The 17,105-nt window shown below is 60.7% G+C and carries 19 protein-coding genes; 11 read left to right on the top strand and 8 right to left on the bottom strand.

Annotation, left to right across the window (positions count from 1 at the left end):
* Positions 1-93: 93 nt before the first annotated feature.
* The 4 genes from rpmH to yihA are packed head-to-tail and all read left to right on the top strand — an operon-like array spanning position 94 to position 3,103.
* A complete protein-coding gene (gene rpmH / locus ACQZ40_RS01690; RefSeq protein ID WP_003493611.1) occupies positions 94-231 on the top strand; it encodes a 50S ribosomal protein L34 in 138 nt (45 codons plus the stop codon).
* A 36-nt stretch (positions 232-267) separates the two neighbouring features.
* Positions 268-651, top strand: coding sequence for a ribonuclease P protein component (gene rnpA / locus ACQZ40_RS01685; protein ID WP_003520031.1), 384 nt, complete (start codon positions 268-270; stop codon positions 649-651).
* Positions 651-2,453, top strand: coding sequence for a membrane protein insertase YidC (yidC, locus tag ACQZ40_RS01680; RefSeq protein WP_448747271.1), 1,803 nt, complete (start codon positions 651-653; stop codon positions 2,451-2,453). The genes rnpA and yidC overlap by 1 nt, the downstream gene beginning before the upstream one ends.
* Positions 2,450-3,103 carry a ribosome biogenesis GTP-binding protein YihA/YsxC gene (gene yihA / locus ACQZ40_RS01675; protein WP_065654559.1) on the top strand — a complete coding sequence of 218 codons (654 nt, stop codon included), beginning with the start codon at positions 2,450-2,452 and terminating at the stop codon, positions 3,101-3,103. Before yidC ends, yihA begins: the two co-directional genes overlap by 4 nt.
* A 12-nt stretch (positions 3,104-3,115) precedes the next feature.
* On the opposite strand, the gene ACQZ40_RS01670 is transcribed toward yihA, so the two are convergent.
* The gene (locus ACQZ40_RS01670) at positions 3,116-3,493 is read right to left on the bottom strand and encodes a hypothetical protein (RefSeq protein WP_448747270.1); all 378 of its coding nucleotides are present in this window, start codon (positions 3,491-3,493) and stop codon (positions 3,116-3,118) included.
* A 271-nt stretch (positions 3,494-3,764) separates the two neighbouring features.
* Here ACQZ40_RS01670 and argB point away from each other — a divergent pair, with 271 nt between their 5' ends.
* Positions 3,765-4,649, top strand: a complete 885-nt coding sequence (argB, locus tag ACQZ40_RS01665; RefSeq protein WP_003503698.1) for an acetylglutamate kinase — start codon at positions 3,765-3,767, stop codon at positions 4,647-4,649.
* 46 nt (positions 4,650-4,695) lie between these two features.
* Here the strand turns inward: argB and ACQZ40_RS01660 are convergent, their stop codons facing one another.
* Positions 4,696-5,613: a DMT family transporter gene (locus tag ACQZ40_RS01660; RefSeq protein ID WP_065654855.1), complete on the bottom strand. Its 918-nt coding sequence runs from the start codon at positions 5,611-5,613 to the stop codon at positions 4,696-4,698.
* A gap of 106 nt (positions 5,614-5,719) precedes the next feature.
* On the opposite strand from ACQZ40_RS01660, the gene ACQZ40_RS01655 reads away from it, so the two are divergent.
* Together ACQZ40_RS01655 and ACQZ40_RS01650 are read left to right on the top strand one after the other, a co-directional pair.
* Entirely contained in the window at positions 5,720-6,433 is a 714-nt protein-coding gene (locus ACQZ40_RS01655) for a pyrimidine 5'-nucleotidase (RefSeq protein ID WP_078051319.1), read from the top strand.
* Positions 6,434-6,533: 100 nt separating this feature from the next.
* Complete coding sequence (locus tag ACQZ40_RS01650; protein WP_448747269.1) at positions 6,534-7,151, top strand: EF-hand domain-containing protein; 618 nt, start codon at positions 6,534-6,536, stop codon at positions 7,149-7,151.
* Between the two features lie 41 nt (positions 7,152-7,192).
* Here ACQZ40_RS01650 and ACQZ40_RS01645 read toward each other — a convergent pair whose 3' ends face one another.
* Positions 7,193-7,450: a BQ00720 family protein gene (locus ACQZ40_RS01645; RefSeq protein ID WP_003520040.1), complete on the bottom strand. Its 258-nt coding sequence runs from the start codon at positions 7,448-7,450 to the stop codon at positions 7,193-7,195.
* 56 nt (positions 7,451-7,506) lie between these two features.
* Entirely contained in the window at positions 7,507-7,932 is a 426-nt protein-coding gene (locus ACQZ40_RS01640; RefSeq protein ID WP_080791469.1) for an Hsp20 family protein, read from the bottom strand.
* Positions 7,933-8,137: 205 nt separating this feature from the next.
* Here ACQZ40_RS01640 and ACQZ40_RS01635 point away from each other — a divergent pair, with 205 nt between their 5' ends.
* Positions 8,138-9,082 carry a nucleoside hydrolase gene (locus ACQZ40_RS01635; RefSeq protein WP_065654563.1) on the top strand — a complete coding sequence of 315 codons (945 nt, stop codon included), beginning with the start codon at positions 8,138-8,140 and terminating at the stop codon, positions 9,080-9,082.
* A 71-nt stretch (positions 9,083-9,153) separates the two neighbouring features.
* Here the strand turns inward: ACQZ40_RS01635 and ACQZ40_RS01630 are convergent, their stop codons facing one another.
* A complete protein-coding gene (locus tag ACQZ40_RS01630; RefSeq protein ID WP_448747268.1) occupies positions 9,154-11,487 on the bottom strand; it encodes a methyl-accepting chemotaxis protein in 2,334 nt (777 codons plus the stop codon).
* A gap of 166 nt (positions 11,488-11,653) precedes the next feature.
* Positions 11,654-12,520, bottom strand: coding sequence for an LOG family protein (locus tag ACQZ40_RS01625; protein ID WP_423748603.1), 867 nt, complete (start codon positions 12,518-12,520; stop codon positions 11,654-11,656).
* 138 nt (positions 12,521-12,658) lie between these two features.
* Here ACQZ40_RS01625 and dapD point away from each other — a divergent pair, with 138 nt between their 5' ends.
* The 3 genes from dapD to ACQZ40_RS01610 are packed head-to-tail and all read left to right on the top strand — an operon-like array spanning position 12,659 to position 15,305.
* Entirely contained in the window at positions 12,659-13,513 is an 855-nt protein-coding gene (dapD, locus tag ACQZ40_RS01620) for a 2,3,4,5-tetrahydropyridine-2,6-dicarboxylate N-succinyltransferase (protein WP_059759385.1), read from the top strand.
* 15 nt (positions 13,514-13,528) lie between these two features.
* Positions 13,529-14,725, top strand: coding sequence for a succinyl-diaminopimelate desuccinylase (dapE, locus tag ACQZ40_RS01615; RefSeq protein ID WP_448747267.1), 1,197 nt, complete (start codon positions 13,529-13,531; stop codon positions 14,723-14,725).
* Positions 14,709-15,305: a hypothetical protein gene (locus ACQZ40_RS01610; RefSeq protein WP_003520047.1), complete on the top strand. Its 597-nt coding sequence runs from the start codon at positions 14,709-14,711 to the stop codon at positions 15,303-15,305. The genes dapE and ACQZ40_RS01610 overlap by 17 nt, the downstream gene beginning before the upstream one ends.
* A 22-nt stretch (positions 15,306-15,327) precedes the next feature.
* Here ACQZ40_RS01610 and truA read toward each other — a convergent pair whose 3' ends face one another.
* Complete coding sequence (gene truA / locus ACQZ40_RS01605) at positions 15,328-16,131, bottom strand: tRNA pseudouridine(38-40) synthase TruA (RefSeq protein ID WP_127756778.1); 804 nt, start codon at positions 16,129-16,131, stop codon at positions 15,328-15,330.
* Positions 16,131-17,066, bottom strand: a complete 936-nt coding sequence (gene fmt / locus ACQZ40_RS01600; RefSeq protein WP_448747266.1) for a methionyl-tRNA formyltransferase — start codon at positions 17,064-17,066, stop codon at positions 16,131-16,133. Before fmt ends, truA begins: the two co-directional genes overlap by 1 nt.
* Positions 17,067-17,105 lie beyond the last annotated feature (39 nt).

Genomic DNA, 17,105 nt, shown 5'->3' with positions numbered 1-17,105 from the left:
GCTCGCCCAGGCGGGGTTAGCCGTGCAAAAAACGAAACGCTCTTGCAAATTATTGCAAATTCAAGAAGGGCCGCACACCGCGGTATTAAATAAATGTCGAAGCGTACTTACCAACCGTCCAAGCTTGTCCGCAAGCGTCGCCATGGCTTCCGCGCCCGTATGGCTACCGCCGGCGGCCGCAAGGTTCTCGCAGCCCGCCGTGCGCGCGGCCGCGCTCGTCTTTCGGCTTAATTGCCGCCTCTGTGACCCGGTGAAAGTCGCGGGCACATGAGTAAGACAGGAAAACTGCCCGGCCGGCTTAAAAACCGGTCGGATTTCCTTGCCGTTCAGGCAGGAGAAAAACGGCGGGGAGGCACCTTTCTTCTGGAAGTGCTTGACCGGAAAGCCCCGGAAACCGAGCCTCGCGTCGGTTTTACCGTAACGAAAAGACAAGGCAACGCGGTAGAGCGAAATCGCATGCGCCGCCGTCTCAAGGAAGCCGTCAGGCTTTCTGCCGGATTCGCAATGAAGCCCGGTCATGACTATGTGATTGTCGCCCGCAGGGACGTGCTCGATACGGCCTTCCCGAAACTTCAGTCTCTCCTTAACGAGCGAATTGAAGGAACGGCGAAACCGAAACGGTCCCAGGAGACCCGCTCCAGGAAAGAATGATGGAAAAGAACCGTAATTACTTCATCGCGATAGCCCTTTCGGTTGTCATCGTCCTCGCCTGGCAATTCCTTTACATGAATCCGCGTATCGAGCAGCAGCGCCGCGCCGAAGAGGCCCGCCAGGCGCAGCAGCAGACGACGCAGCAACAGCAGCCGGCGCCGGGCGCCGCACCAGGTGCTGCCGTTGACGGCGCACCGCCCGCCTCCTCACCGCAGACTGCCGCCACGGCGACCCGCGAAGAGTCGATTGCAAGAACCCAGCGCGTGGCCATCGAGACCAACGCCATCGCCGGCTCGATCAACCTTACCGGCGCCCGCTTCGATGACATCCGGCTCAAGGACTACCATGAGACCGTCGATGACTCGAGCCCGATCATCACGCTGTTCTCGCCCTCCGACACCAAGGACGGCTACTTCACCGAACTCGGTTACGTTGCAGCACAGGAAGTCGGCGGCGTTCCCGGCCCGACCACCGTGTGGACGCTGGCAAGCGGCGAAAAGCTGACGGAAACCACCCCGGTCACCCTCACCTACACCAATTCCAAGGGCGTGATTTTCTCCCGTACGGTTTCGATCGACGAGCATTACATGATCTCGGTCGCCGACAAGGTGGAGAACCCCGGACAGGCAGCGATCTCCTTCGCCACCTATGGCCGCGTGACGCGCAACAACAAGCCCGCAGTTCCCCCGGTCTTCGTCATCCATGAAGGTTTCCTCGGCGTTTCGGGCAAAGACGGCAGCCTGACGGAAGAAAAATACAAGGACGTCGAAGAAGCACCGGTAACGGTTGCCAAGGCGACCGGTGGCTGGCTCGGCATCACCGACAAATATTGGGCCGCGGCCATCGTTCCGCCACAGACGACGCCGTTCGAAACCCGTTATTCGCACATCACCGGCAATCAGCCGAGCTATCAGGCCGATTTCAAGAGCGACCCGCTGACGGTCGAGCCCGGCCAGTCGATCGAGCTGAAGAGCCTCGTTTTCGCCGGCGCCAAGGAAGTGCCGCTGGTCGACCGTTACGAGACGACCTACGCCATTCCGAAGTTCGACCTTCTGATCGACTGGGGCTGGTTCTACTTCATCACCAAGCCGATGTTCAAACTGATGGATTTCTTCTTCCGTTATTTTGGCAATTTCGGCGTGGCGATCCTGCTCACCACCATCGTCGTCAAGGCTCTCTTCTTCCCGCTCGCCAGCAAGCAATATGCTTCCATGGCGAACATGAAGCGCGTGCAGCCGAAGATGGAAGAACTGAAGGCCAAGCATGGCGATGACCGCATGGCCATGCAGCAGGCGATGATGCAGCTCTACAAGGAAGAGAAGATCAATCCTGTTGCCGGCTGCTGGCCGATGCTTTTGCAGATCCCGGTCTTCTTCGCGCTCTACAAGGTCATCTACGTCACCATCGAAATGCGGCATGCGCCGTTCTTCGGCTGGATTCACGACCTTTCCGCGCCGGATCCGACGTCGCTGTTCAATCTCTTCGGCCTTCTGCCTTATGATGTGCCGCACTTCCTGATGATCGGTGTCTGGCCGCTTGTCATGGGCATCACCATGTTCCTGCAGATGCGCATGAACCCGACGCCGCCCGATCCGACGCAGGCGATGATCTTCAACTGGATGCCGCTGATCTTCACCTTCATGCTGGCCTCCTTCCCGGCCGGTCTGGTCATCTACTGGGCATGGAACAATACGCTCTCCATCACCCAGCAGGCCGTCATCATGAAGCGCCAGGGCGCCAAGATCGAACTGTTCGATAACATCAAGGGGCTGTTCAAGCGAAAGCCGGTGCAATCGAAATGAGTGAGACCGGCACGGCAATCGAAAAGCCCCTGTTCGGGCGACCCTGGATTTTCATTCGCGGCGTTCCCGCAATGAAATTCCTGCCGCCCGAAGGCCCGCCGGAGATTGCCTTCGCCGGCCGTTCGAATGTCGGCAAGTCCTCGCTCATCAATGCGCTGGTGGGCCACAAAGGGCTTGCCCGCACGTCCAATACGCCCGGACGCACGCAGGAACTGAACTATTTCGTTCCGGATGGTTATTCCGGCGAAGCTGGCGATCTGCCGCCGATGGCGCTGGTCGACATGCCCGGTTACGGTTATGCGCAGGCCCCGAAGGATCAGGTCGATGCCTGGACCAAGCTCGTCTTCGATTATCTGCGCGGCCGTGCGACGCTGAAGCGCGTTTACGTGCTGATCGATTCCCGCCATGGCGTGAAAAAGAACGACGAGGAGGTTCTGACCCTGCTCGACAAGGCGGCCGTTTCCTACCAGATCGTGCTGACGAAGACGGACAAGATCAAGGATGCCGGCGTTCCGCGTCTGATCGGCGAAACGCTGGAGAAAATCCGCAAGCGTCCCGCCGCCTATCCGGAAGTTCTCGCCACATCCTCGGAAAAATCATTCGGGCTGGATAGCCTGCGGGCCGAGATCGTCAGAACGATCTCTCTTTGAGAGACACGCCTCTCAGGCGATGGTGAAAAGCAGAACGGCGGTCCAGAGCATCGCCGTCAACGCCAGAAGGCGCCAGAAGCGAACGGAATGCCAGACCTCCGAAAGCATGGCTGCGAACATGCTGCCACCCCGTAGCGGCTGGCCCCTGAATGGCAGGCCGGAGCGGCTTGGCTCCCGTTCCAGCAGCGCGGCGACGGTCGCGTTTTCGCGATGTTCGGCTTCCGCCAGATTGTCCCGCCAGCGCCTGACCATGGCGGCGAACTGGCGGTCGCGTTTGACGCGCTTGGCAAGCTGCGCCATGCTTTCCGGCGGCAGGGCACCCAGCACATATTCGCCCGCAAGGACTTCATCCCGCAAACCGCTTTGCTTGTCTCTATCGGGTGCCGTCATGTGGTCTCTCGCTCCTCGGTCGTTCAGGTCAGCATCGCTCCCGCGGCGCGCGACATCCCATATCGCCCTGAATTAACCCCTCCCCTTTCCTCTGCAAGGCTGGTCCCATTGGGCCTTTATGTCAATCTCATTACGGGGCCGGGACAGCCAAAAAAAAGAAATTTGACAGCTGCCGACACAATAAGGCCAGGAGGTTATTTCATCCGTCAAAGACTTGCTTTAGAGCGGTGACAGGCTTTCAACGGCCGCAACCACAGACCGAGGTTTTTAGATGACGTCTTCCGAAAGCGAAACTCAGGCGCGGCTGCTCGCACAGGCTCTGCCTTTCATGCAGAAATACGAGAACAAGACCATCGTGGTGAAATATGGCGGCCACGCCATGGGGGATTCCACGCTCGGCAAGGCTTTCGCGGAAGACATCGCCCTTTTGAAGCAATCGGGCATTAACCCCATCGTCGTGCATGGCGGCGGCCCGCAGATCGGCGCGATGCTGACCAAGATGGGCATCGAATCGAAATTCGAGGGCGGCCTGCGCGTCACTGACGCCAAGACGGTCGAGATCGTCGAAATGGTTCTGGCCGGCTCGATCAACAAGGAAATCGTCGCCCTCATCAACCAGACGGGCGAATGGGCCATCGGCCTGTGCGGCAAGGACGGCAACATGGTCTTCGCCGAAAAGGCGAAAAAGACCGTCATCGATCCCGACAGCAATATCGAACGTGTGCTCGATCTCGGCTTCGTCGGCGAAGTCACCGAAGTCGACCGCACCCTGCTCGACCTGCTCGCCAAGTCGGAAATGATCCCGGTCATCGCCCCGGTCGCGCCTGGCCGCGATGGCGCCACCTACAATATCAACGCCGATACCTTCGCCGGCGCGATTGCAGGTGCGCTTCACGCCTCGCGCCTGCTGTTTCTCACCGACGTTCCCGGCGTTCTCGACAAGAACAAGGAACTCATCAAGGAACTCACCGTCTCGCAGGCGCGTGCGCTCATCAAGGACGGCACGATTTCCGGCGGTATGATCCCAAAGGTCGAGACTTGCATCGACGCCATCAAGGCCGGAGTTCAGGGCGTGGTGATCCTCAACGGCAAGACGCCGCATTCCGTCCTTCTGGAAATCTTCACGGAAGGCGCCGGCACGCTCATCGTGCCCTGACAGGCTTCAGGTGGCGGACGGCAAGCCGGTCCGCCACGACAGGCATTCAGCCGAATGCCAAAAGTGACAGCACGCCCACGACAATCAGCAGGCAGCCGGACAGTTCGAGCCGGTTGATCTTCTCCTTGAAGAAAAGCACGGTCGATGCGAAGGCGAAAAGCATCTCCACCTGCGCCAATGCCTTCACCACGGCGGCCTGCTGCAGGGTCATCGCCGTGAACCAGCCGAACGAGGCCGTAGCGCCCACGAAACCGACCGCCAGCGACGGTTTCCATACCTTCGCGATGCGCCGCAACTCTTCCCGCTCGCGCCAGACGATCCACAGGAACATCGAAACCGTCTGCATGACGATGACGACAACGAGGGTAAAGCCCGCCTGCATCATCGCGTCCGGAGCGGGAAGGCTCGGTGCAAGCGCGAGCGACGCCGACCGGTAGGCAACCGATGACAGGCCGAAGAAAGCCCCCGAGGCAAGGCCGATACCCGCTGTCCGGCTGAAGATCGACGTGAAGAAGGAAGCGGGCGTGACTTCCGTGCGCGCCACCGAAATAAGCATGACGCCGGCGACCGAGATGGCGATGGCCGCCAATGTGCCGCCATTGACGCTTTCCCCGATGAAAATAAGCGCAAACAGCGCCGCCTGCGCCGGCTCGGTGCGGGAATAGGCCGTTCCAACCGCAAAATTACGGAAGGAGAACAGGTGCACCAGCAGGAAGGTGGCGGCGATCTGCGCCATGGCGCCGACCGTCGCCCACACGGCGAAGGACATGTTCGGCACCGGCAGAGGGCGGCCGAGCCCGAAATGCAGAAAAGCAAGATAGGCGAGAGCGAAAGGCATGCCGAAAACGAAGCGCACGAAGGTCGCGCCCGTGGTGCCCATCATGCCCTTGAGGTGCTTTTGCAGGGTCGAGCGCAGGTTCTGCAAGAACGCGCTTGCGAAAGTGATGCCTATCCAGAGTTCCATGGCCTTGGCGGTATCATGCACCGGAGGCCCCAGCCAAGCCCGATTTTCTGATCAATCGTCTTCTTTTCGATTTTCTTCGGCCTTCGAAACGGGCATAAAGCAGCCCATGGACACAAAGCCGAAAAACCTGCCCGAAGCCGCCGATTTCGACCATGTTAGCGAATGGGTCTTCGATCTCGACAACACGCTCTATCCGCATCACATCAATCTGTTTTCGCAGATCGACCGTAACATGACGGCCTATGTGGCGGAGCTTCTGAAGCTCGATCCCGACGAGGCCCGGGCGCTGCAGAAGCGCTATTATCATGACCACGGCACGACGCTTCAGGGCCTGATGATCCACTACGGCATCAGCCCGGACGAGTTTCTGGAACGCGCCCATGCCATCGATTATTCGGCGCTGAAGCCGCATCCGGAACTCGGCGAGGCGATCAAGGCTTTGCCGGGCCGCAAATTCATCCTTACCAACGGCAGCGTCAAACATGCGCAGGCGGCGGCCGGTGCGCTCGGAATTCTCGATCATTTCGAGGATATTTTCGATATCGTCGCTGCGGGCTATCTGCCGAAACCGGCCAGCGCGACCTATGAGAAGTTCGCGGCGCTTGCGAAACTCGACACGCAAAAAGCCGCCATGTTCGAGGATTTGCCGCGCAATCTCGCGGCGCCCAAGGCGCTCGGCATGAAGACCGTTCTGCTCGTCCCCGCCAATCTCGAGGGCGTCATCATGGAACGCTGGGAAATCCCAGCGGCCACGGATGCGCATATCGACTACATCACCGACGACCTGACCGGCTTCCTGACGAAAACCATCGCAGGCTGAGCAGCGAACATTACCGAAGCTTCATGCACCTTACGGATGTTTAAGTGGTGAGGCGTGCTGGACGTCATTATCTTCTCTTCAGGGACACCAAAGAAAGGTAATGACGATGACCACACGAAAAATCGCCCTGTCTGCTCTTGGCGCAGCCCTTTTGATCGGCACGGCCGCGACGGCAAGCTTCGCCGCCCCACCCGCTCCGGGCAAAGGCCATGGCGAGCGCATGCCGATCCGCCAGGAAGCGGTCTTCGTTCACCTGCTGAAGGTGGCCGACAGCAACAAGGACGGCAAGATATCCAAGGAGGAATTCGCCGCACGTCAGGACGCGCTCTTCACCGAGATCGACAAGGACAAGGACGGCTCGATCACGCCGAAGGAAATGCGTGAGTATCGTCAGGCGAAGATGGAAGCTTTCCGCGCCGCCAATCCGCGCCCCGAGCGTGAGGATGCCAAAGCCGAAGACGGCAAGGGCCCCGAGGGCAAGCGCGCCGAAAGACATGCCGAGCGCGAACATGGCGGCCGTTTCGGCCATCAGGGCTGGGGCAAGCATGGCGGCAAGGGCGCAGGTTTCGCGCTGATCCGCTGGGCCGATACCGACGAGAACGGTCAGGTCAGCAAGGCCGAATTCACCGCCGCCGGCGAAAAGATGTTCGAACGGCTGGACAAGAACAAGGACGGCGTCATCTCCATCGACGACATGCCGGACCGCCCGTTCCTTTAACCCGCTAAAGAAAAAGCCCGCTCAAAAGCGGGCTTTTTTCTTCAATGCAGGCTGACGGTCTGGAGATCGTCTTCGGCAGCCTTGAAAAACGTACTGGACCGGTTGTCCGTCAGGAGGATCGGCGTACCATCTGCACCGAACAGCGCCCAAAGGTCCAATTGCGGATCGAGATCGGGCGCTTCCGGGAAACAGCGGCTGACGTCTTCCGCGCGGATCTTGCGGATATATCCCACTTCTCCTTCGCCGATATGGGCGAGCTGGGATTGGGTGAGACGCGCATGCGCTTCTTTCAACAGCATATTTCAGCCTCCTTCTTCACGCCGAGCGATTCGTGTCGGATTCCGGCGTTCACGTTCTACTCTGAGACGGAAATATTAATTTTCTTCACCACGTTTGAAATTTCCGGCCGGACCAGATCGATGGAAAGCAGGCCGTTGCGCAGGCGCGCTTCCCTGACCTGCATGCCATCGGCAAGCACGAACACCCGCTGGAACTGGCGGGCCGCGATGCCGCGATAGAGAAAATCGCGCTTCTCCTGTTCCTGCTGGCGTCCGCGAATGACGAGCTGGTTATCGGCCGTCGTCACATCCAGATCGTCCTGCGAGAAACCGGCAACCGCGATGGTGATGCGCAGGCGTTCCGGCACATCGTCACTGCCCGGCAGGCGCTCGATATTATAGGGAGGATAGCCGTCATTGGCCTTCGCCATGCGCTCCAGCGTTTTTTCCATGGCATCAAAACCCAGCAAAAGCGGGTGGGTGAATGGCGTCATGCGGCTCATGTCTCTTTTGTCCTTGCAACCAAGCGACGTTTCGCGGTCCCGCTTCCGGCAACCTCGCCGGCCAATCGCACCGGCCCCTGCAATATGGGAAGCACAACCGCAATACGCAAGACGCGGCGACGAGCAAAGGGAACACCGGGAATGAGGCTTGACAAGTGAGCACCCGCCGCTCGAAAAAAGCGCTCATCTCAACGGCGGGCAAGACATGGCAGAACGCAGAAAAATCATTATCGACACCGATCCGGGCCAGGACGACGCGGCGGCAATCATGCTCGCCTTCGCAAGCCCGGAGGAAATCGACATTCTCGGATTGTGCGCCGTCGCCGGCAACGTTCCGCTGAAGCTGACCAGCCGCAACATCCGCATTATCAGCGAACTGTGCGGCCGCACCGATATTCCCGTCTATGAGGGCGCCGAGAAGCCGCTGGTGCGCAAGCCCATCACCGCCGAGCACGTTCACGGCAGCACCGGCCTCGATGGCCCGGTTCTCGATGAGCCGACCATGGAAGCGCAAAAGCAGCATGCGGTCGATTTCATCATCGAAACGCTGATGCGGGAACCCGCCGGCACCGTAACGCTCTGCACGCTCGGCGCGCTGACCAATGTGGCGCTGGCGCTCCTGAAGGCGCCGGAAATCGCCGACCGCGTCAAGGAACTGGTGATGATGGGCGGCGGCTTCTTCGAGGGCGGCAACATCACCCCGGCGGCAGAATTCAACATCTATGTCGACCCGCAGGCCGCCGATATCGTCTTCCGCTCCGGCATGCCGATCGTCATGATGCCGCTCGATGTCACCCATCAGTTGCTGACAACCAAGGCTCGGGTCAGCCGCATTCGCGACATTGGCACGCGGCCGGCCATCGCCATGGCGGAAATGCTGGAATTCTTCGAGCGTTTCGATATCGAAAAATACGGCTCGGACGGCGGCCCGCTGCATGATCCGACCGTCATTGCCTATCTCGTCAAACCCGAACTGTTTCAGGGTCGCGAGTGCAATGTCGAAATCGAGGTCCATTCGGAACTCACCATGGGCATGACCGTGGTGGACTGGTGGAATGTTACCGAACGACCCGCCAATGCCCGCGTGATGCGCAATGTGGATGCCGACGGCTTCTTCGAGTTGCTGACGGAACGTTTCGCCCGTCTCTGATGGAAGCGGACATTAAAAAAGGGCCACTGGCGATGCCAGCGGCCCTTTTCATTTGAGACGGAAATGGCGCGTCAGAACTCCGTCCAGTCATCCTGCGCCAGCGCGTTTGCGCCGCTGGTTCTCGGACGGGCGCGGGGTGCGGCCTGGCGGCCCGACGCCTGCGCCGGAGCGGCGGGTGCGCGCATTGCCGCCGCCGTGGCGCGCAGTTGCTGGCTGGAATGGCCGCCGGAAACGGAGAAACCGGCAACGAGCGACTTTAGCGTTTCGGCCTCGCTGTTCAGCGTCACGCTGGCCGCTGTGGTTTCTTCCACCATCGCCGCATTCTGCTGGGTGACCTGATCCATCTGCGTGACGGCGGAGTTGATTTCCTTCAGGCCCACCGCCTGTTCGCTGGCGGAAGCGGAAATCTGCCGTATCAACTGGTTGATCTGCAGAACCTGATCGGCGATTTTTTTCATCGTCTCACCGGCCTTGCCGACCAGCTGGACGCCCTCGTTCACCTGGGTGGCCGAGGTGTTGATGAGACCCTTGATCTCCTTTGCGGCGGTTGCGGACCGCTGCGCCAGTTCGCGCACTTCCTGTGCGACGACGGCAAAGCCCTTGCCGGCATCACCGGCGCGGGCTGCCTCGACGCCCGCATTCAGCGCCAGGAGGTTGGTCTGGAAAGCGATCTCATCGATAACCCCGATGATGCGCGAGATTTCGGCCGAGGATTGCGCGATGCCTTCCATGGAGTTTACGGCCTGCTGCACGACCTCACCCGACTTGCCTGCGTCGTCGCAGGCATGGCTGACGGCTCCGGCCGCCTCTGCTGCGTTTTCCGCGCTGGAATTGACCTGCGCCGTCAGCTCATTGAGGGCGGCGGCGGTTTCTTCCAGGCTTGCGGCCTGCTGTTCCGTGCGGTGCGAAAGATCGCTGGCGGCGCGAGTGATCTCGCCCGTGCCGTTACCGATGCTGACGACGGTTGCATTGACGGTGGAAACGGTTTCCTCGAGGCTCGCAAGCGCCGAGTTGAAGTCCTCGCGCAGCTTCGCATATTCGCCGGGGAACTCGTCCTCGATGCGGTAGGTGAGATTGCCCTGCGAAAGCGCATTGAGGCCTGCACCCAGCACGCCGACAATGTGCTGCTGCATCCGGCTGTTTTCAGTACGCTCGGATTCCGAGCGCTGGCGCGCCGTTTCCGCTTGACCACGCTGGGCCTCGGCTTCGGCCTCCATCTCGCGGATGCCAGCAAGCTTCGCGCGGAAACCTTCAAGCGCAGTAGCCACGGCACCCGTCTCATCCCGGCGTTCCTGTCCGGAAACGGGCACATCGTAGCGACCGTCGCTCAGCGTCCTGACGTCGGACACCAGGGAGGCAAGCGGATTGCGGACGAAATGGCGCACGGCGAAATAAAGCGCGGTGATGACGGCGGCGAGAATGACGATCGCGCCGATGATCATCATGTAGGTCTGTTCCTGAACCGGTGCGTTCAGGGCCTGATGGGGAATATCCACCAGCACCACCCAGGTCGCGTTGAGACCCGGAACGGCGAAGGGATAAACGAGACGATTATAGGGCGCGTCCGTATCGAGGCCGAGATTTTCGATGAGGCCCTGCTTGCCGGACGTAATCGCCGCCTGAACGGTGCTCGCGCCGTCTCCGTCATAGGCTTTCATATTCTGCGCGGGTGTCGGCGGCACCAGCCACTGGCCACCCTGCGAAACGAGCGTTACGCGGCCGGTCTCAAAAGGGTGCAGCGCCTGCAGCTTCTGCGACAGCGAGGCCAGCGAAATATCGACACCCGCCACGCCGATCATCTTGCCGTCCGACATGACCGGATAGGCAAGCGAGGTCATGGTTGTGGGTACTTCCGTGCCCTCTGCGAGATAGGGCTGGGTAATGGCGCCCTTACCGGATTTGGAAGCGAGCGCATACCATTCCGCCGCATAATCATTCTTGAAGGTCGAGAACTGGATGTCGCCCTTCTGGGTCTTCGACCAATAGGGCGCAAACGCACCGTTTTCATTGGTGCCGAGATCGAGCCTGCCCGCAATCTCCTTGCTCTGCCCGTCAAAGAGACCGAGCTGCTCGCAGAACCAGCTTCCGAAAGCGAAGGCATTCTGCTCGACATTGGCCTTGAGGATGTTGACGATGCCGGGGCGATCCATCGATTTCGCCTGATGCGCACGGCCGATGACGCCGGCCATGGAGCGCGCGGCGCTGCCAAGTTCACCGACATCGGCGGCGATTACGTTGGCGATGGCGCGGGCTTCCGTATTGGCCTGATCCATGGTCAGCGCGTGCACGCGCTCACTGGTCTGGGAGATGAGGAAAGAATTGGATGCAACGAGAACCGTGGTGATGGCACAGCCGGTTACGAGGATCAGCTTGGTCGCAAGCGACTTCACTTTGAGATTGAACATTTAGGCCCCAATGGAAATCGTCAACCCGAAGGAGCTGACGTCAACGGATGACAATCTCCGTCATGGAGGCCCGTCCGCATGGGACAGTGCGCTGCAGCGCGACGGGGCAAAATTAGAATATGATTGCTAATTAAGCCCTAATATTACTTCGCCGCGCCGTGCATCTTCAATGTTCGTAGTAGTCGGAAATGATTTTCCAGGCATCGTCCGCCGTTTCGGCAAAGTGCAGGAGATTCATATCCTCGGGAGCGATGGTGCCGAAATCCGCCAAAAACTCAAAATTGACGACGGATCGCCAAAACTTTTCTCCAAAAAGAATGAGAGGGATCGGGGCCATTCGCTTGGTCTGGATCAGCGTCAAAGCCTCGAAAAGCTCATCCAGCGTACCAAAACCGCCGGGGAAAACCACCACGGCCTTCGCCCGCATCAGGAAGTGCATTTTCCGGATCGCGAAATAGTGGAAATTGAAGCTCAGTTCCGGCGTTACATAAGGGTTGGGCGCTTGTTCGTGCGGCAGGACGATATTGAGGCCGATGGAGGGTCCTCCGGCATCCATGGCGCCTCGGTTACCCGCCTCCATGACGCCGGGACCGCCGCCGGTGACAACCACATATTCCAGGTGACCGGATTTCGCGCCGTAGTCGGTGCAAAGGCGAGCGAATTTGCGCGCTTCGTCGTAATAGACCGAGGATTGCTCCAGATTGCGCTTCTGCGTCTCATTGCGCGCCGCCCAGGCTTCGCCGCCGGGTTCGGGAATGCGGGCGCCGCCGAACATGACGACGGTGGATTTGATGCCGCGCTCGGTCAGCGCCATTTCCGTCTTCAGCAGTTCCAGTTGAAGCCTGACGGGGCGCAATTCCTCGCGGCAGAGGAAATCCATGTCCACATAGGCGAGGCGATAGGACGGGGAATCCGACTGCGGTGTTTTTTGAACGACCTCGGCCTGCTGCTTGTCCACGGCACTGCGCTTCAACGGGTCCCATACCCCGTCCTTGCGCCGCAACTTGCCGTTTTTCAGTCGTGTCATTTCCATGCCTTTCGTCTGACGCGCCAAATCACCCAAATCACATTGACGCCTTTCCAACACTCCCTTAGATCAAATGACCAAAGCCTTCCAGCGGCGCGGGACCATCCGTGACCACGAACACCACGCGACTTTAAGGAATTTTCCATGAGCCTTACGGATCTCACCTCCCTCGAAACCATCATCGAAACCGCCTTCGACAACCGCGATGGTGTGAACGTATCGACGAAGGGCGAGGTTCGCGACGCCGTGGACACATCTCTTCAACTTCTCGATAGCGGCAAGGCACGCGTGGCCGAAAAGCAGGCTGACGGAAACTGGAAGGTGAACCAGTGGCTGAAAAAGGCCGTGCTTCTCTCCTTCCGCCTGAACGACATGGAGATTGTTACCGGCGGACCGGGCGAATCCACCTGGTGGGACAAGGTGCCGTCGAAATTCGAAAACTGGGGCGAAAACCAGTTCCGCGCCGCCGGTTTCCGCGCCGTGCCGAACGCCGTCGTGCGCCGCTCCGCCTATGTCGCCAAGAACGTGGTGCTGATGCCTTCCTTCGTCAATCTCGGCGCCTATGTCGATGAAGGCACGATGGTCGACACTTGGGCAACCGTCGGCTCCTGCGCGCAAATCGGCAAGAATGTGCATCTGTCGGGCGGCGTCGGCATCGGCGGCGTCCTGGAGCCCTTGCAGGCGGGTCCGACGATCATCGAGGACAATTGCTTCATCGGCGCACGTTCGGAAGTCGTGGAAGGCTGCATCGTGCGTGAGGGCGCGGTTCTCGGCATGGGCGTTTTCATCGGCAAGTCCACCAAGATCGTCGACCGCGCCACCGGCGAGATCACCTATGGCGAAGTGCCGCCCTATTCCGTCGTCGTTGCCGGCACCATGCCGGGCAAGCCTTTCCCGAACGGCGAGCCGGGCCCGAGCCTTTATTGCGCCGTGATCGTCAAGCGCGTCGATGAAAAGACCCGCTCCAAGACCGGCATCAATGAGCTTCTGCGCGACTGATATAAAGCGACTGCCATGACCACGACCGATCCCGTTGCCAATCTCGCCGCTCTCATCCGTTGCCCTTCGGTGACGCCTGCGGAAGGCGGCGCGCTTTCCCTGCTCGACACCCTGCTTTCACCGCTTGGTTTCCAGGTGGACAGGATGGTGGCGAGCGAGGCGGGAACGCCTGACGTGGAGAACCTTTACGCCCGGCTCGGCACCGAAGGTCCGCATCTGATGTTTGCCGGCCATACGGATGTCGTTCCGGTGGGCGATGAGGCCGCATGGAGCCATCCGCCCTTTGCGGCTGAAATCGCCGGCGGCGAAATGTTCGGTCGCGGTGCAGTGGACATGAAGGGTGGCATCGCCTGTTTCGTTGCCGCCATTGCCCGCCATATCGAAAAACATGGCGAACCGAAGGGCTCCGTTTCCTTCCTGATTACAGGCGATGAGGAAGGCCCGTCGATCAACGGCACCTCCAAGCTGCTGGAATGGGCGGCCGCCAAGGGCGAGACATGGGATGCCTGCGTGGTGGGCGAGCCGACCAATCCCGACCAGCTTGGCGACATGATCAAGATCGGCCGCCGGGGATCGCTTTCCGGCCGCATCACGGTTCATGGCGTGCAGGGCCATGCCGCCTATCCGCATCTCGCCGACAACCCCATTCGCGGTCTGCTGCAACTGACCCATGCGCTGATGCATCCGCCCTTCGATCATGGCACCGACAATTTCCAGCCCTCCAATCTGGAAGTAACGACTGTCGATACCGGCAATGCCGCCACCAATGTGATCCCGGCGCGGGCAACGGCCTCCTTCAACATCCGTTTCAACGATACGTGGACTGCGGAGAGCCTGCGCGCGGAAATCGTCCGCCGCCTCGATGCCGCCGCAGCAGAAGGCGAGCTTCGCCCCGACCGTGCACCGGTGAAGTACGACATCGTCTGGGCGGACCGCCCGGCCCATGTCTTTCTTACCCGGAACAATGCCCTCATCTCGTCGCTTTCCGGCGCGGTGGAAGCCGTAACGGGCAAGGAACCGAAGCTTTCGACCACCGGCGGCACCTCGGATGCGCGTTTCATCAAGGATTATTGCCCGGTGGTGGAATTCGGCCTCGTCGGGCAGACCATGCATATGGTCGATGAGCGTGTGGCGGTTGCCGATCTCGAGACGCTGACGCGCATTTACGAGACCTTTATCGAACGCTGGTTCGCCCATGCCGACGGCGAGTGAAATAAGGCTCTATCTGACGGGCCTGTGGCTTCTGCTGCTCGGCGACCATAATGGCGCTCGTTATCTGGACCTTTCAGAGCGCGGCATGTGGCGGTCCTTCTATTCCGCCCTCTGGTGCCTGCCCGCCATGCTGGTTTCCTGGCTGTGGCTGCGCGCCGCCTTCCTCGCCAGCTATCCGCCCGGCACCGGAACGGGCTTTATCTTCTTCTTTCGTCTGGCAATGGTCGAGGCGATCTGCTGGATCGTGCCGCTACTGTTGATCGGCATGCTGCTGTTTGCCTTCGGCGCACGGGAAAAATTCGCGCCGCTCGTCACCACCATGAACTGGCTGTCGCTGCCCTTTTCCTACGCCTATGCGGTTCTGATCCTGATCGCATTCTTCCTGCCGCCCTTGCAGGGGCTGATCGCCATTCTCTGGCTGGCGCTGCTTCTGTCGCTGGTCTTCGCCTTCTCGCGAATTGTGCGGTTCTTCATCCGCGACCAGTCACTGCTCGTCTCGGCCATCGTCATGACGCTGCTGGTGCCCGGCATGCTTCTGTCAGAAGCGCTGCAGCGTTTTCTCGGCGTTTATCCGGCCTGAGAGCCGGCGTGGGTTTTAGCGGTCAGTCCGCGTCCTCAGCCATATCGGCTTCAGGGTACCTGCGACGCGGCGGAATGACGTCGGGATAATCGACCTGCATGAAATAGAGACCGTCCGGCGGTGCGACCGGGCCGCAGGCCTTGCGATCCCGCGCCTCCAGTGCGGCGCGCACATCCTCGGGCGTCATCGTGCCTTCGCCCGCCAGTTTCAACGTGCCCGCGAAAGAGCGGATCTGGTTATGCAGGAAGCTTTGCGCCGTCGCCCGGATTTCGATGAGATCGCCGGTGCGCGTCACATCCAGCCGGTCGAGCGTGCGCACGGGGCTGTTCGCCTGACAATGCACGGAGCGGAAGGTCGTGAAATCATGCCGGCCGACAAGCATCTGGGCGGCTTCATGCATGCGCTCATGGTCCATGTCCTTCGACACCCACCATGCCCGCTTGTGCTCCAGCGCCAGCCGGGCCTTGCGGCAGATGATGCGGTAAAGGTAGTGCCGACGAAGGGCGGAAAACCGGGCGTCGAAATCCTCGGTCACGGAAGCGGCATCGAGGACGGCCACGGCTTCACCCGCCATGGCGAGATGCGCATTGAGGGCATTGCGAAGCTTGTAGGGCTCCCAGTCTCGGGAAAGATCGACGTGGACGACCTGCCCGACGGCATGCACGCCGGAATCGGTGCGGCCGGCGCCGCGAATGGAGACGCTCTCTCCCGTCAACGAGCGAACCGCAGCCTCCAGCGCACCCTGAACCGAGGGGCCGTTATCCTGTCTCTGCCAGCCATAATAAGGCGTGCCGTCATATTCGACGGTCATGCGGAAACGTGGCATCAGCCGAGCCTCGTTGTGGTCGGAACCGGTGTGCCGCGCACGAAATCGGCCGCCGACATCGGCTTGCCGCCCGCCTTCTGCAGACGGGTGAGCCTCACGGCGCCGCTGCCGCAGGCAATAGTAAGGGCGTCATCCAGCGCCGCGCCCGCTTCTCCCATACCGCTTGCCAGTTCGGAGGCCAGAACTTTCACGCGCTCCGCCTTGCCGCCGATGTCCATTTCCAGCCATGCGCCGGGAAACGGCGACAGGCCGCGAATGTGGTTATGCACGTCCTGCGCCGGCCTCGAAAAATCGATGCGGGTCTCGCCCTTGTCGATCTTCGCGGCATAGAGCACGCCTTCTTCCGCCTGCGTGACAAGCGGCAGGTCACCGGTTTCCAGCTTGTCCATAGCCTGCCGCATCAGCCGCGCGCCGGCCAGCATCAGGCTGTCATGCAATTCTCCGGCGGTCATGTTCTCATCGATCGTGACCTTGGCGGTCAGCGCGACGGGGCCGGTATCGAGCCCCTTTTCCATTTTCATGACCATCATGCCGGTCTCGGCATCGCCGGCCATGATCGCCCGCTGGATGGGGGCAGCGCCGCGCCAGCGCGGCAGCAGCGAGGCGTGGCCGTTATAACAGCCAAGGCGCGTGCCGCTGAGGATCGCTCCCGGCAACAGCAGCCCGTAAGCAACGACGACCGCAACATCGGCATTGAAATCCCGGAACTGCTGTCGGTCTTGCTCTGCCTTGAAGTTCACCGGCGTCAGCACCGGCAGGCCCAACAGTTCGGCGGCCTGATGCACCGGGGACTTCTGCAGATCGAGGCCACGACGGCCGCCGGGACGCGGCGGTTGGGTGTAGACGGCAACGATCTCGTGGCCGGCCTCCACCAGTGCACGCAGGGTGGGAACGGAAAAATCCGGCGTACCCATAAAAATGATGCGAAGAGCCATCGTCGCCCCCTGCCCTGTCGTCCATTCCGGTCCGCAGAG

Source organism: Agrobacterium sp. 16-172Ci, from assembly GCF_053522725.1.
The sequence above is the reverse complement of the archived record's forward strand: the minus strand, read 5'-3'. Positions and strand labels throughout refer to the sequence as shown.

Coding starts and splice junctions, on each gene's coding strand:
- rpmH (WP_003493611.1), top strand. CDS start 94: ATGTCGAAGCGTACTTACCAACCGTCCAAGCTTGTCCGCAAGCGTCGC.
- rnpA (WP_003520031.1), top strand. CDS start 268: ATGAGTAAGACAGGAAAACTGCCCGGCCGGCTTAAAAACCGGTCGGAT.
- yidC (WP_448747271.1), top strand. CDS start 651: ATGGAAAAGAACCGTAATTACTTCATCGCGATAGCCCTTTCGGTTGTC.
- yihA (WP_065654559.1), top strand. CDS start 2,450: ATGAGTGAGACCGGCACGGCAATCGAAAAGCCCCTGTTCGGGCGACCC.
- ACQZ40_RS01670 (WP_448747270.1), bottom strand. CDS start 3,493: ATGACGGCACCCGATAGAGACAAGCAAAGCGGTTTGCGGGATGAAGTC.
- argB (WP_003503698.1), top strand. CDS start 3,765: ATGACGTCTTCCGAAAGCGAAACTCAGGCGCGGCTGCTCGCACAGGCT.
- ACQZ40_RS01660 (WP_065654855.1), bottom strand. CDS start 5,613: ATGGAACTCTGGATAGGCATCACTTTCGCAAGCGCGTTCTTGCAGAAC.
- ACQZ40_RS01655 (WP_078051319.1), top strand. CDS start 5,720: ATGGACACAAAGCCGAAAAACCTGCCCGAAGCCGCCGATTTCGACCAT.
- ACQZ40_RS01650 (WP_448747269.1), top strand. CDS start 6,534: ATGACGATGACCACACGAAAAATCGCCCTGTCTGCTCTTGGCGCAGCC.
- ACQZ40_RS01645 (WP_003520040.1), bottom strand. CDS start 7,450: ATGCTGTTGAAAGAAGCGCATGCGCGTCTCACCCAATCCCAGCTCGCC.
- ACQZ40_RS01640 (WP_080791469.1), bottom strand. CDS start 7,932: ATGAGCCGCATGACGCCATTCACCCACCCGCTTTTGCTGGGTTTTGAT.
- ACQZ40_RS01635 (WP_065654563.1), top strand. CDS start 8,138: ATGGCAGAACGCAGAAAAATCATTATCGACACCGATCCGGGCCAGGAC.
- ACQZ40_RS01630 (WP_448747268.1), bottom strand. CDS start 11,487: ATGTTCAATCTCAAAGTGAAGTCGCTTGCGACCAAGCTGATCCTCGTA.
- ACQZ40_RS01625 (WP_423748603.1), bottom strand. CDS start 12,520: ATGGAAATGACACGACTGAAAAACGGCAAGTTGCGGCGCAAGGACGGG.
- dapD (WP_059759385.1), top strand. CDS start 12,659: ATGAGCCTTACGGATCTCACCTCCCTCGAAACCATCATCGAAACCGCC.
- dapE (WP_448747267.1), top strand. CDS start 13,529: ATGACCACGACCGATCCCGTTGCCAATCTCGCCGCTCTCATCCGTTGC.
- ACQZ40_RS01610 (WP_003520047.1), top strand. CDS start 14,709: ATGCCGACGGCGAGTGAAATAAGGCTCTATCTGACGGGCCTGTGGCTT.
- truA (WP_127756778.1), bottom strand. CDS start 16,131: ATGCCACGTTTCCGCATGACCGTCGAATATGACGGCACGCCTTATTAT.
- fmt (WP_448747266.1), bottom strand. CDS start 17,066: ATGGCTCTTCGCATCATTTTTATGGGTACGCCGGATTTTTCCGTTCCC.